This is a genomic window from Bacillus sp. FSL K6-2841, from assembly GCF_037976435.1.
GTDB classification, from domain to species: domain Bacteria; phylum Bacillota; class Bacilli; order Bacillales; family Bacillaceae; genus Bacillus; species Bacillus pumilus.
Map to the genome: position 1 here is coordinate 2,894,236 of NZ_CP150266.1, position 14,133 is coordinate 2,908,368.

The window sequence follows — 14,133 nt, forward strand, 5'->3', positions numbered from 1 at the left end:
TCATAACAAGAAAAGGAGCATGGATATGAATGCAAACAAAGTAGCACACGCGATGAGTTTGAAAGATCGGATCCATTTCTTAGACATCGTACGGGGATTTGCCCTAATGGGAATTATTCTGGTGAATTACTTTTTGATTGTGGATTCGGCGAAGGGGTTCGATATGGGAGCAAATGATGTCTTTCATAACTTGGTGAATTGGTTCGCCTCAGGGAAATTCATTACGTTGTTCTCCTTCCTATTCGGCGTTGGTTTTATGATTTTTATGGATCGAGCCGCTCAGAAGGTGGACAGTCCGAACAAGCTGTTTGCCCGCAGACTAACCATTCTCTTAGGATTTGGCCTTCTGCATTTAACTTTTGTTTGGATTGGTGATATTTTGGCCTATTATGCAGTCGCTGGCTTTTTATTGCTTTTCTTTTACAAACGCACAGCCAAAACCATCGGATACTGGTTGATCGCACTCTTTGTCATTCAATTTCTCACGCCCTTTTTCACGATGCTGCTCAATACCGTCAGTTCAGGTTCATCAGGCAAGCAGGACTTGGCTGATTTTGAATTAATCAGCCACAACAGCCTGACTTATTTAGCATCTATCGGTGATCGGTGGACAGATATGGTCACGATGGCTTCCAGTTCTTTTTCTACTGTCTATTCCATGTTCTTCATGTTTTTACTAGGTGTGTATTTTGTGAAAATGGCGTTTTTCAAAAACATGGAGGCGAAAAAAGCGATTTGGAATCGCATTTGGATCATTTGTACAATCGCTTTTCTCATCACTCAAAGCAGTACGATCATTGTAGCAATCAATCCTTTTGAAAATACACCCTGGGTGAGCATTGCCACTACTCTGGAACAAAACGGAGGATTAACTGGCAGTATGTTTTATATGAGTACACTTGCGATGCTGTTTCTGCACGTTCCTCAGCTGCGAGGTGCTTTAATGGTCTTTACAAAAGTCGGACGGATGTCCCTGACCTGTTATTTGCTTCACTCGATCATTGGAACGATGCTATTTCTAAAGTATGGAGCAGGGCTTGTCGATCATCTCCAGCCGGCTGGTACGTTCTTTATAGCTATTGGCGTGTATGTCTTCCTTGCGCTTTTCAGTACGATTTGGTTAAAGCGCTTTAAGTATGGACCGATGGAATTTATTTGGCGTCAGCTGACGTATGGGAAGGTCAATGACAGATCGAAAACCAATACATTTCATGAGGCGAAGTAAAAGAAAAAAGGCGAATGGCTATAGTTCGCCTTTTTTAATATGTGAAGTTTTATTCAGAGACAATTCGTTCACTTTCAATACTGATCCATCATTTCTTGCAATTGAGTCAAATAACTCTTTTTTAATTCATCTGGGTATTCAATTTTCACATGTTTCCCAAATGAGATCAAATAGTGAGTCATATACGATAATTCTTCTTGATTGTACCCACCCATAATATAAGGAGTATCATCAATGATCTCCAATCTCATATTCGGATAATGATTCTTCAGAAACTTTTCTTTCCCTTGTTCCGTTAATCGACATTTAAATGAGATATCATGATAAGTTTTTTCGTACTCGACCTGCATTGCTTTTAATTCTTCCTTCGTAAAGGTGCCTCCGCCTTCTTCTTCAATGATCAAGTCCTTCATAAAATCACATCTATAGATGCCCCACTTTTTACTTTGAACATCATATGCTTTGGTGAACCAAATCCCATTTCGATAAAATAACTCAAGAAATTGCAGCCTGATCCTTTTATTTTCATATTGAGTGTACGTCATCTTCACGATTTGATCTTCCATCATCGCCTGTAAAATCAATTCCAAATGATTTTGTTCACTAACTGGTTCGACATTATAGTAATGAATCACTTCCAAAGTCTCTGTAATCATTTGTTTTCTCTCATCAGACATTGTGGCAAACAGCTTTTGCCGAATTTGTGAGTAGGACTTTTTAAATGGTGTGGCTGACACCAGATCTAGCGCTTTAAGTGCGAAAAAAATAGCTTGAACTTCATCGATATTGAAATAAATAGGGACCATTGGAGATTGTTTCACCAGTCGATATCCTCCATGTCTGCCATTTTCAACATAAAAAGCTAAACCCATGGACTCTAGTTCTTCCATATCTCTCAACGCCGTACGTTTCGATATGCCAAATTCGATTTCTAAATCCTTTAATTGAAAAGAGTACTTATCACTTAAAAAAATAAGTTCCTGATTTAATCGTTCTGATTTTTTCATTTGATTTTCCTTTTGAAAAAGGTGACATATTTTGTCACCTTTATATTTTATACTCAGTTTATCAAAAGAAAAGGAGCATGTATATGCAAACATTAATCATTAACACACACCCTGATTTCACTCATCAAGAAAGTTATTCACACAAACTGCAAACACTATTTTTAGAACAGCTTAAAGAAAGATTCCCTCATGAAGAACCAACAATTTTACATTTACATGAAACTGAAATTCCTCGTATCGAAAAAGACCAGCTCCTACGTATTTGGGATAAGCAAGCATCCGAACAAACATTAACAACTGCCGAAGATAAAATCGCTGCTGCTTCATCTGCTTTATTGGCTCAATTCAAAGCACATCATCGAATCGTGATTGTATCACCTGTTCATAATTTCAATGTGACGTCACGTATGAAAGATTATATAGATAATATCTTGATTGCTAGAGAAACGTTTAAATATACAGAAGATGGTTCAGTTGGTCTGATGACAGACGATTATCGTGTACTTTTGCTTCAAGCAAGCGGCTCAATTTTCACAAATAACGATCGATACACACCTCTGGAATTTTCACATTACTACCTAAAAGAAATATTCCAAAACTTAATGGGCTTTCAACAATTTCATATTGTCCGAGCACAAGGAACAGCGATTTTAGAAGAGGAAACGATCTTGACATCTGCAGCTGACGATTTGTCTAAAGCCTTTGATGCGTTTTACTCACCTAGCGGGATGTAAGCTATGTTCTTTCAAAACAAAAATATAATAAGACAGGCAAACCACCCACATACGAACAAGTATTCTATTATTATATAACTTCGATAAAAAAATTAATTGTATTCTTTACAAATCAAAAAAATATCTGAAGGAACTTTATAATTAATTTATCCCAAATAATGTAGTAATATTTTACCATTTAAGTATAAAAACATTTATTTTTTCATATTTTACATGTTAATATTTGTCTTAGGGAGGTGTGCTTATAGACTTATTGCAATCTGATTAGAGAGTTGGTTGTGAAGGTATAAATTCTAGGAAAACAAGAATTGTTAAGGGAGAGGGAAAAATGAAAAAATTGGTTCTTTTATTTGTGGTTATTTTTACGACAATTGGTTTATCTTTACCACAACAAGTATCTGCCCAAGAAACTCAAAACGATAGTTCCAAAGACCAAATTGGTTTTACTAAGGAGCAACTAGATAAAGTGAAGCAAAACATGGAGATTGAAGGAGTAGTATCTTCTGAGACTCAGGATAAGCTATTGAAGAAGCTTGCTAAAGGAGAAGCCTTGGATTCTTTTGTTTTACCAGAAGAAAAAGCTGTTAATACTATTAAAAAAGAAACAGGTGACGGTTATGAAATAACTTACATTTTTGCAGATGGATCCTATTCCAAATCGGCTGTTGATGAACCCGGTTTCTCTGTTGCAGGTGTAGGCATTGAGAAGGGAAAGTGCCAAGGTGGATCAGGTTATGTTAACTGCTCTGGAAGGAAAATTTATTACAATAATAGTGGTACATTTTCATTGAGTTTTAAAGCCAACTATTCACTTATTCAGGGTGGATTTGGATCAATCACTAGTGCTGGAAAATGGAATATTTGGACAGTAACGGGTAGTTACAGTAATCCAAAGATGAGAATCATCAGAAAGAAAGAAACTGATTTCAAAAAAGCAGAAGCTAGACTTTCAGCTACATTGGTTATCGGCGGAGGAATAGGCAGTATAACACGAAGTGTTTCACTTATCGTAGGTAAAAATAAAGCTAAGGCACAGGGCAACACTTACTACTAAGATCACTTGGGGGTTATTGAGTGGCAGTGGGAGATATTGTATACAAAGCATTTGTTTATGGTATACCAGCTTTATTTTTAATAGGATTTACAATGTTTGCAATAAAAAAATATAAAAAAAGTCAAGCTGACCAATAAAAAAAGACTGTCGATTTTCTCGACAGCAAGACCCCTCTTTAGAGGGGTCTTCTATTTCAACAATCTTTCTAACATTGATCTTGTCTTGGACAACATATGCCGTCTACTACAAACCCATGTAACATCCTGAAACATTAATCACATTCGAATAGCCATCACTACTGTTGTTTTTATTAGGGTAGTAGTATGCAGTAGCGAAGGTTTGCTGTACGGCTTTTAGTGCTGATCTTTTTTTAGAGGCTTTATAACTTTTAAAATACCAGTTGACTATTTAGCAGGCTTGGAAGTTTCTATTTTGGATGGTGCTGATTTTATTTGTTTAACACTCGGTAATGTTTGAAAGTGAAATACCTTACTCCTGCGTTAACTGCGAATCAACAATTAAGCATTTTAAACCATATTTCGGAAATTAATATCCCAAAGTTCCATGCCGATCGACTTCATGTAGCCCGTTCCTCTGTCATTCCCTACATGCCATTCATTTTCGTTTAGTGGTAAACGCTGATAAATGACATTCTTATTCACAGTAGAGTGCCAGCTTAAACCTGTACTAAATCAGTTTGCGAAAACTAAGTGACTTGCTGCGTCTGCTTCTTTGGCTTTGTTTGCTGTGGTTTGGACTGTGATATATAGAGACTTCATATAGTTTACTTATGCGTTTTTAAAACAAGAAAACGAACAAATACTCTTAAAGAATTGAAAGTAAAAGCAGCGGGTGAACTATCTTGGCTAGTTTCAGCTCACACTATACACCTTTTAGAAGCAGGCATGAATATTAAATATGTATCGGAACGGTGGTTAGGACATATTAGCATAAAAACAACCGCAGATACGTATTTCCATGTCACAAAAAAATTGAAGACCAAGCAATGGAAATGTATCTGCGGTATGTTAAATAATTAAATTTTGTGGGTGTTTTGTGGGTGCTTGATAAAAATGTAATGCCTAAACACCTTTAATCCCCGGTATATCAACGGTTAACCTATACTACCTTCCATCTCAAACTTAATCAAACGGTTCATTTCAACGGCGTATTCCATTGGTAGTTCTTTTGTGAATGGCTCGATGAAGCCCATGACGATCATTTCTGTTGCTTCTTCTTCAGAAATTCCGCGGCTCATCAAGTAGAATAGCTGCTCTTCTGATACTTTTGATACCTTCGCTTCGTGCTCTAATGAAATGTTGTCGTTTAGGATTTCATTGTAAGGAATCGTATCAGATGTTGATTTGTTATCCATGATGAGTGTGTCACACTCGATGTTTGAGCGTGCACCCTCTGCTTTACGTCCGAAATGAACGATTCCACGGTATGTGACTTTACCGCCTTGTTTCGAAATTGATTTCGATACGATCGTTGAAGAAGTGTTTGGTGCAAGGTGAATCATTTTCGCACCTGCATCTTGGTGCTGACCTTTACCTGCTAGGGCAATACTTAATGTCATCCCACGAGCGCCTTCACCTTTTAGGATGACCGCTGGGTATTTCATTGTCAGCTTAGAACCGATGTTTCCATCAATCCATTCCATCGTTGCATTTTCTTCACATACTGTACGTTTCGTCACAAGGTTGAAGACGTTGTTTGCCCAGTTTTGAATCGTTGTATAACGACAGTAGCCGCCTTTTTTCACGATGATTTCAACAACCGCACTGTGAAGTGAGTTTGTTGTGTAAACTGGAGCTGTACAGCCTTCTACGTAATGCACATGTGCGCCTTCATCAACGATAATCAGTGTACGCTCGAACTGACCCATGTTTTCAGAGTTGATACGGAAGTATGCTTGAAGTGGAGTATCTACTTTTATCCCTTTTGGTACGTAGATAAATGAACCACCAGACCATACAGCCGAGTTAAGCGCAGCAAATTTGTTGTCAGTCGGAGGAATGACCTTTGCCCAGTGCTCACGGAAGATGTCTTCGTTTTCTTTTAATGCGCTGTCTGTATCTTTAAACACAATGCCTAGATCTTCAAGGTCTTGCTTCATGTTGTGATACACAACTTCAGATTCATACTGAGCAGATACACCTGCTAAGTACTTTTGCTCTGCTTCTGGGATCCCAAGCTTATCAAAGGTTTGTTTGATTTCTTCTGGTACTTCATCCCAAGAACGCTCAGAGCGCTCTGATGGCTTTACGTAGTACGTAATTTCATCAAAGTTTAATGCATTTAAATCTCCGCCCCATTGTGGCATCGGCATGTTGTAAAAGTGCTCAAGAGATTTCAATCGAAAGTCGAGCATCCATTGAGGCTCTTCTTTCATACGAGAAATTTCTTCAACGATCTCTTTTGTCAGTCCGCGCTCTGAACGGAAAATGGAAACGTCTTTATCAGAAAAGCCGTATTTATATTCACCAACATCTGGCATTTTTTTAGCCATCCATTTTCACTCCAATCTTATGATTTGCCGTTATCTTCGGCAGATGCGCCTTTTTCAAGCGCCTTCCAAGATAATGTTGCACATTTGATACGGGCAGGGAATTTTGCTACTCCCTGCAGCGCCTCAATGTCACCAAGATCAATGGAATCGTCGTATTCTTTTCCTAGCATCATATCGGAGAAAATCTGAGACATTTTCAAAGCTGTTTCAATATCTTTCCCTTTAATCGCCTGCGTCATCATAGAGGCAGATGCCATTGAAATCGAGCATCCTTCTCCTTCAAATTTCGCATCGGTGACTTTTTCGTTTTCGATTTTCATCGTGAGACGAATGCGGTCACCACACGTTGGGTTGTTCATATCGACGACAATGCTGTCGTTTAACACACCTTTGTTTCTCGGATTTTTATAATGATCCATAATCACTTGTCTGTACAGTGTGTCTAAGTTTACATTAAAAGACATTCGTAAAATACTCCTTTGTCTTACGGAGCGCTGCAATAAGTTGGTCAATCTCTTCTTCTGTATTATACAGATAAAAGCTTGCTCTTGCAGTCGCTGATACACCAAGCCATTTCATGAGCGGCTGTGCACAGTGGTGTCCAGCACGAATGGCGACACCTTCCGTATCTAGAACAGTAGACGCATCATGCGGATGGACGTCATCTAAGTTAAACGTCACAAGCCCAGCTCGGTGCTGCGGTCCATAAACAGTCGCACCGTCAAGCTCTTTGAAGCGCTCAAGTGCATAAGTGGCAAGCTGATGCTCGTAACGGCTGACTTCCTGCATACCAATGTCATTTAAGAAATCAATGGCTTTTCCGAGTCCAATTGCTCCGGCAATAATCGGTGTTCCCGCTTCAAATTTCCACGGAAGCTCTTTCCAAGTAGAATCATACAGATCCACAAAGTCGATCATTTCACCGCCAAACTCAGCAGGCTCCATATTATTCAAAAGGTCCTTCTTCCCGTAAAGTACACCAATGCCAGTCGGTCCACACATTTTATGTCCAGAGAATGCGAAAAAGTCACAATCTAGATCCTGAACATCAATTTGCATATGCGGTGTGCTCTGCGCACCATCGACAACGATAATAGCACCGTGATCGTGGGCAATCTTTGCGATTTCTTTAATCGGGTTGATGGTTCCTAATACGTTTGAGACATGTGTGACAGCGACGATTTTCGTTTGATGTGTGATCGTTTGCTTCACATCTTCAAGCGATAGCGTGCCGTCTTCCTGTAACGGAATGTATTTCAATGTGGCGCCAGTTGCTTTTGCTGCTTGCTGCCAAGGGATGATATTCGCATGGTGCTCCATGTGCGTAATGACAATCTCATCGCCTTCTTTGAGGTTTGCTCTAGCATAGCTGATCGCCACTGTGTTTAGTGCAGTTGTTGTACCTCTAGTAAAAATAATCTCCTGGACAGATGAAGCACGGATGAATGCACGAACTTTCTCTCTTGCACCCTCGTATGCGTCCGTTGCTTTTGTGCCAAGGGTATGAACACCCCGGTGGACGTTCGAGTTGTAAGACCGGTAATACTCATTCATTACATCAATGACAACTCGTGGTTTTTGAGATGTCGCTGCACTGTCCAAATACACCAAATCATGTCCGTTCACTTGCTGATGAAGGATTGGAAACTGCTCACGAACGTCTTTGATATTCATTATTTTACTTTCCTTTCAATCACAGAAACGAGCTGCTTTTTAACTCCTTCAATCGGCAGTTCTTTGACGACTGGATTTAAGAAGCCATAAATGACAAGTCTTTCTGCATCTTCTTTGGAAATCCCACGGCTCATGAGGTAATAGAGTTGAATTGGATCAACACGCCCAACAGAAGCAGCGTGCCCTGCTGTTACATCATCTTCATCAATTAATAGAATTGGGTTTGCATCACCGCGTGCTTTCTCACTCAGCATGAGAACACGTGATTCCTGCTCGGCATTTGACTTCGTTGCGCCATGCTCGATTTTACCAATTCCGTTAAAGATAGAGGATGCTTGATCCTTCATCACACCATGCTTCAAGATATACCCTTCAGAGTTTTTACCGAAGTGAATGATGCTTGTTGTAAAGTTTTCCGTTTGATTCCCGCGGCCGACAACAACTGATTTTGTATCACCAAATGTACCGTCGCCCATAAGCTTTGTGATGTTTTCAGACACGACGTCTCCATCATTCATCAAGCCAAGCGCCCATTCGATTTTACTGTCACGGCCACTTGCCATACCGCGTCTATTCACATAGACTGTGACACCTTCAGAAAGGTTGTCTACTGCGCCGTAAGTAACGCGAGCATTAGCACCCGTGAACACTTCGGACACGATATTGAAGATTGCTTCTTCAGGTTTTGCTGTACTGATGTAGTTTTCTACATATGTCACTGCACTATGATCGTCTGCTACGACGATAACATGGTTGAACAAAGTCGTGTCGTCATTTTCATGCAGGTAGACGGCTTGAATTGGCGCTTCAAGTTCTACATTTTTCGGTACATAGAGGAAAGCTCCGCCATTCACTAAAGCAGCATGTAAAGCTGTTAGTTTATGCTCATCTACTTTCACTGCATCCGTCATGAAGTATTTCTTCACTAGATCACCATGTTCGCGAAGCGCTGTATGAAGATCAGTGAAGATCACGCCTTTGTCTTTCGCTTCTGTTGAAAGAGACAAGTAGGCTGGCGTTTGATCACGCTGAATATAGACTGTCTTATCCGTGTCCTCTAAATCAATGAGAGATTTCACTTCTTCAGGAAGCTCTTCTAATGATCCAAATGGCGCACTTTCGACTGTATGCTGTTTGAAATTGGTTAAATTCCATTTAGAAATATTCGTTTTGTCAGGCTTTGGCATTGGAAGGTCTTCTGCTTTTTCAAGAGCCTGTAAGCGAAGGGAACTCATCCATGCCGGTTCCTGATGCTTCTCGGAGAAGCTTTTGACATAATCTTGATCTACTGATAATTTCGTTTCTAATGTCATCAATAATCCTCCTAACGCTTACGCTTCTTGACCAACAGTTTCGTCTTCAATTCCTAACTCTTTTTTAATCCAGTCATAGCCTTCTGCTTCTAGACGCTGTGCAAGCTCTGGTCCGCCAGATTTCACGATACGTCCTTGCATCATGACATGAACATGATCTGGTGTGATGTAGTTCAGTAGACGCTGATAGTGAGTGATCATTAAGCAGCCGAAGCTTTCGCCGCGCATTCTGTTAATTCCTTTAGAAACCACTTTCAACGCATCGATATCAAGACCAGAATCGATTTCGTCAAGAATGGCGATTTTTGGTTCAATCATCATTAATTGAAGAATTTCGTTGCGTTTTTTCTCCCCGCCTGAGAAACCTTCGTTTAGGTAGCGCTGCGCCATGTCTGGGTCCATTTCAAGGAACTCCATGTTTTCGTCCATTTTGCGGATAAATTTCATGAGAGAGATTTCATCGCCTTCTTCTCTGCGAGCGTTAATAGCAGAACGAAGGAAGTCCGCATTTGTCACACCACTAATTTCAGATGGGTATTGCATTGCAAGGAAAAGACCTGCTTGAGCGCGCTCATCTACTTCCATTTCAAGTACATCTTCGCCATCAAGCAAAATGCTGCCTTTTGTTACTTCATATTTAGGGTGACCCATAATTGCAGCAGATAAAGTTGATTTACCTGTACCGTTTGGTCCCATTACTGCGTGGAATTCTCCACCTTTTATCTCGAGGTTTACACCCTTTAAGATTTCTTTCCCTTCAATCTCAACGTGCAAGTCCTTAATTGTTAATGTCGAAGCAGTCATATATCGATACCTCCAAAATAATCATTATTCTCAATTTATTCTCATTCTAATTTTATAACAAATTAAAAGTGAATACAACACATTCACGATAAGCGTGAGAGGATGCTCTCAAAATTCTAACAAAAAAAGCCGGTAGATAAAAGGATTTATGTCGAAAAGACTGTTTTCATAAAGAAAGGACGGGAAACTGTTCTCCCGTCCCTAAGCTATTTAATAGCCTCGTATATTCATTTTTGAAAGCTGTCTTTTCTCATCTCGATAGGACTGCTCTCGTTTATATTCCACTTTCATCCGTAAGTCATGGTCTCTTTCGTACTCTGCATAGCTCATGCCATGAGCCTTATGCATGGCCTTTTCCATCTCGGCGGTATAATCCAATCCCAGTGTACTATGGTCCGAACAAATAATAAACCATTCCCTTCTTTGAGTGTAGCTTTATTGTATCAAAGACATGCGGCTTCACTCAAAAGGGATATAGCGCGCTATGCTGGCATATTTTCTCACACAAAAGGCTGAGAACGACTCAACTCCCTGAGATGGATAAATACCATCTTATCCTTCCCTTAATGCGTCTGTCCTCCAAATTCGTCAATACATTGCTGAACGACAGTAATCCCTTGGCTCAGTGCTGCCCCGCCGCCAAATGCTGCCGCCACGCTGACAACCTCCAGCAAATTCTCCTCTGTCGCGCCTTGATCGAGCGCCCCCTTTGTATGATAAATCATGCAGTATTCATCCTGTGCATGAATACTGATGCCAAGAGCAATCATTTGTTTTTCCTTTTGCGTTAATGAATCGCTCTGAAAGCACTGCTCCGTGAATTCATTGAATTTCTTCCCAAACACCGGCATTTTCTTCTGAAATTCACCCATTGCGGTTTTATAATCAGTCAGTGATTGCTGCATGGATCCGCTCATATGCTGTTCATTCATCTTCATTCCATCCCTTCAGGTCATTTGTACATTTTTATTATGAGCGAGATTTGAAAAAATACACAAAAAAACCTCGCTTTGACGAAAGCGAGGTTACAGATTGTTGACAAAGGTCTAAAATGAACTTAATTTTAGACCTTTGTCTTCCTTTCAGCGTGATAGAAAACCTTTGCAGTGTAGGAAGGACGAGTACTGGAGCGGAGCGAATCCGACATTCGTGAGCACCAGCACGCAGGACTGACACCGAATGCGAGGGTTTGTCTACACGCTGAAACCTCGCTTCGATGAAAGCGAGGTTAACACATGGTTATTCAGATACCGGTAGTACAGCACCGTCATATTTTTTGTCGATGAATTCTTTGATTTTATCAGAGTGAAGAACTTCCATTAAAGTCTTGATCTTATCTGATTTTTCCTCACCTTTGCGAACCGCCACGATGTTTGCGTATGGGTTGTTCTTTGTTTGCTCAAGTTCGATTGAATCGTTTTTCGGATTCAATTTATTTTGGATCGCATAGTTGACGTTGATAAACACAGCATCGCCTTCACTGTTTTCATAAGCTTTCGCTGTTAGTTCAGGAGCGATTTTTTTGAACTTTAGGTTCTTTGGATTTTCTTTGATGTTCTTTACAGTAGCGTTGATTGTATCAACCTTTGGATCAAGTTTGATGACACCAGCATTTTGTAATAGGGCAAGCATACGTCCTTGCTCAGCTACGTTGTTTGTCATGATGATCGTGCCGCCGTTTGGAATATCTTTTACTGATTTGTATTTCTTAGAGTAGATACCGAATGGCTCAAGGTGAACTGCACCTGCACTCACTAGGTTGTAATCTTTGTTTGATTTATTTTCTTCGTTTAAGTAAGGGATATGTTGGAAAAAGTTCGCATCCACTTCTTTTTCAGATAACGCTTTGTTGTACATTTTGTAATCGCTAAGCACTTTCACTTTGAGGTCGTAGCCTTTTTCTTTTAGAAGTGGTTTTGCTTCTTCAAGAATCTCGGCATGTGGTGTTTTTGAAGCAGCAACCGTAATGGTTTTGCTATCACTTGCGTTATTAGATGAACCGCACGCAGCTAAAATGCCTGCAAATGCTAGGAATAGTGCACTTAAAATCAATTTCTTCATGAATAAATCCTCCCTTATCTTTTATCAATTTTATTTGTAATCAAATCACCGATTATTTGAATAATAAAGACGATGATGAGAATAAACACAGTGGCAACAAGTGTGACATCGGTATTACCAGATTGGTATCCTTCCACATAGGCAAGGTCACCAAGTCCGCCTGCTCCAATTGCACCTGCAATCGCAGTTGAGCCAATTAAAGCAATCGCAGTTACGGTAATACCTGAAATGAGGGCTGGCAATGATTCTGGCAGCAATACTTTGAAAATGATGGTCGACGTTTTCGCTCCCATTGATCGTGCTGCTTCAATGACTCCTTTGTCAACTTCACGCAGTGCAATTTCGACAAGACGTGCGTAGAAAGGAGCTGAACCAATGACAAGGGCAGGGAGTGCTGCATTTGGACCTAGAATTGTATGCATTAAGAATTTCGTGAACCCTAATAAAAGAATAATTAAAATGATAAAAGGAATCGATCTGAAAATGTTGACGACTGCCCCGATGACAGCATTGATCGGTTTATTTTCCCAAAGACCGCCTTTTCCTGTAAGGAAAAGCAGGAGTCCAAGAATAATTCCGATCACAAAGGCAAATGCCAATGAAATGAGTGTCATATAGACCGTTTCACCCGTTGCATTCCAAATGACTTCTAAATCAACGTTCGGAAACCATTTCTCAAACATGTGTCATCACCTCAATTTCAACCTGTTTGCTTTGGATATAGGCGATGGCTTTTTCTACCTCAGTCTCTTCTCCATTAATATGGATAAAGAGTGTTCCAAACGCGCCTTCCTGCGTTTGAGAAATCTTTCCTTGTAGGATGTTTACATCGACCTTGAAGGATCGAATGATTTCAGTGATGAGCGGCTGCTCGGCAGAATCACCAATAAAGGACAACCGTACGACCTGACCTTCTTTTACACGCTCTAAGACGTGCTCGATTGTTTCTTTCGCTTCCTCTGGTTCAGCAAGCTGCTGGACGAATCGCTTCGTCATTTCTTCCTTCGGCTGTCTGAAGACGCGTAATACCTCGCCTTCTTCGACAATTCGTCCGTTCTCCATCACTGCCACGCGATGACAAATTTTGCGAATGACATGCATTTCGTGTGTAATCAGCACAATCGTGAGCCCTAGTCGTTTATTGATATCTGCTAAAAGATCAAGGATAGAATCCGTTGTTTGTGGATCTAGCGCTGATGTTGCTTCGTCACAAAGAAGAACCTTTGGATCATTTGCTAATGCTCTCGCAATCCCCACACGCTGTTTTTGTCCGCCGCTAAGCTGAGACGGATACGCATTTTCTTTTCCTTCTAAACCGACTAATTTAATCAGTTCATTCGCACGTTCTCTTCGTTTTGATGCCTTTACACCTGCGATCTCAAGCGGGAACATAATATTTTGTCTCACCGTTCTCGACCAAAGTAGGTTAAAGTGCTGGAAAATCATGCTGATTTCTTGTCTTGCTATCCGAAGTTTCGCATTCGATACTTCATTGATCCGGTTGCCTGCCACTTCAACAATTCCTGTTGTTGGCAGCTCCAGACCGTTTAATAGGCGAATAAGCGAGCTTTTCCCGGCACCGCTATACCCGATAATTCCGAATATTTCACCTTTACCAATATCCAAGTTGACGTCTTTCACGGCATCAACATTTCCGCTTTTTGAATGATACGTTTTTGATACATTCTGTAAATGGATCACAGTCTGTTCACCTGCTTTCTTGCTGAATCTATAGGTTGCCATCACATA

General features: G+C 40.3%; 15 protein-coding genes. 3 read left to right on the forward strand and 12 right to left on the reverse strand.

Annotated elements, in window-relative coordinates; all coding sequences use genetic code 11:
- Positions 1-25: 25 nt before the first annotated feature.
- Complete coding sequence (locus MHH68_RS14890; RefSeq protein ID WP_339163807.1) at positions 26-1,225, forward strand: DUF418 domain-containing protein; 1,200 nt, start codon at positions 26-28, stop codon at positions 1,223-1,225.
- Between the two features lie 74 nt (positions 1,226-1,299).
- On the opposite strand, the gene MHH68_RS14895 is transcribed toward MHH68_RS14890, so the two are convergent.
- Positions 1,300-2,232 carry a WYL domain-containing protein gene (locus MHH68_RS14895; protein ID WP_339163809.1) on the reverse strand — a complete coding sequence of 311 codons (933 nt, stop codon included), beginning with the start codon at positions 2,230-2,232 and terminating at the stop codon, positions 1,300-1,302.
- Positions 2,233-2,315: 83 nt separating this feature from the next.
- Here MHH68_RS14895 and MHH68_RS14900 point away from each other — a divergent pair, with 83 nt between their 5' ends.
- Complete coding sequence (locus MHH68_RS14900; protein WP_339163811.1) at positions 2,316-2,966, forward strand: NAD(P)H-dependent oxidoreductase; 651 nt, start codon at positions 2,316-2,318, stop codon at positions 2,964-2,966.
- Between the two features lie 328 nt (positions 2,967-3,294).
- A complete protein-coding gene (locus tag MHH68_RS14905; protein ID WP_339163812.1) occupies positions 3,295-4,020 on the forward strand; it encodes a hypothetical protein in 726 nt (241 codons plus the stop codon).
- Positions 4,021-4,547: 527 nt separating this feature from the next.
- On the opposite strand, the gene MHH68_RS14910 is transcribed toward MHH68_RS14905, so the two are convergent.
- From MHH68_RS14910 to MHH68_RS14960, 11 genes are all read right to left on the reverse strand, one after another.
- Entirely contained in the window at positions 4,548-4,682 is a 135-nt protein-coding gene (locus MHH68_RS14910; protein ID WP_339163813.1) for a hypothetical protein, read from the reverse strand.
- A 452-nt stretch (positions 4,683-5,134) separates the two neighbouring features.
- Complete coding sequence (gene sufB, locus MHH68_RS14915) at positions 5,135-6,532, reverse strand: Fe-S cluster assembly protein SufB (protein WP_058013733.1); 1,398 nt, start codon at positions 6,530-6,532, stop codon at positions 5,135-5,137.
- A gap of 17 nt (positions 6,533-6,549) precedes the next feature.
- Complete coding sequence (gene sufU / locus MHH68_RS14920) at positions 6,550-6,996, reverse strand: Fe-S cluster assembly sulfur transfer protein SufU (RefSeq protein ID WP_323639290.1); 447 nt, start codon at positions 6,994-6,996, stop codon at positions 6,550-6,552.
- Positions 6,986-8,206, reverse strand: coding sequence for a cysteine desulfurase (locus MHH68_RS14925; RefSeq protein ID WP_339163818.1), 1,221 nt, complete (start codon positions 8,204-8,206; stop codon positions 6,986-6,988). The genes sufU and MHH68_RS14925 overlap by 11 nt, the downstream gene beginning before the upstream one ends.
- On the reverse strand, positions 8,206-9,519 hold the full coding sequence (sufD, locus tag MHH68_RS14930; RefSeq protein ID WP_058013731.1) for a Fe-S cluster assembly protein SufD: 1,314 nt from the start codon (positions 9,517-9,519) through the stop codon (positions 8,206-8,208). Before sufD ends, MHH68_RS14925 begins: the two co-directional genes overlap by 1 nt.
- 18 nt (positions 9,520-9,537) lie before the next feature.
- The gene (gene sufC / locus MHH68_RS14935; protein ID WP_003213654.1) at positions 9,538-10,323 is read right to left on the reverse strand and encodes a Fe-S cluster assembly ATPase SufC; all 786 of its coding nucleotides are present in this window, start codon (positions 10,321-10,323) and stop codon (positions 9,538-9,540) included.
- 210 nt (positions 10,324-10,533) lie between these two features.
- Positions 10,534-10,671: a hypothetical protein gene (locus MHH68_RS14940; RefSeq protein ID WP_339163821.1), complete on the reverse strand. Its 138-nt coding sequence runs from the start codon at positions 10,669-10,671 to the stop codon at positions 10,534-10,536.
- Positions 10,672-10,886: 215 nt separating this feature from the next.
- Positions 10,887-11,255 carry a carboxymuconolactone decarboxylase family protein gene (locus MHH68_RS14945; RefSeq protein WP_003212803.1) on the reverse strand — a complete coding sequence of 123 codons (369 nt, stop codon included), beginning with the start codon at positions 11,253-11,255 and terminating at the stop codon, positions 10,887-10,889.
- 307 nt (positions 11,256-11,562) lie between these two features.
- Positions 11,563-12,384 (reverse strand): methionine ABC transporter substrate-binding lipoprotein MetQ, encoded by an 822-nt coding sequence (metQ, locus tag MHH68_RS14950; protein WP_058013730.1) that lies wholly within the window; start codon positions 12,382-12,384, stop codon positions 11,563-11,565.
- Positions 12,385-12,398: 14 nt separating this feature from the next.
- Positions 12,399-13,067 carry a methionine ABC transporter permease gene (locus tag MHH68_RS14955; protein ID WP_008347031.1) on the reverse strand — a complete coding sequence of 223 codons (669 nt, stop codon included), beginning with the start codon at positions 13,065-13,067 and terminating at the stop codon, positions 12,399-12,401.
- The gene (locus tag MHH68_RS14960) at positions 13,060-14,085 is read right to left on the reverse strand and encodes a methionine ABC transporter ATP-binding protein (protein WP_339165809.1); all 1,026 of its coding nucleotides are present in this window, start codon (positions 14,083-14,085) and stop codon (positions 13,060-13,062) included. The genes MHH68_RS14955 and MHH68_RS14960 overlap by 8 nt, the downstream gene beginning before the upstream one ends.
- Between the last annotated feature and the right edge of the window lie 48 nt (positions 14,086-14,133).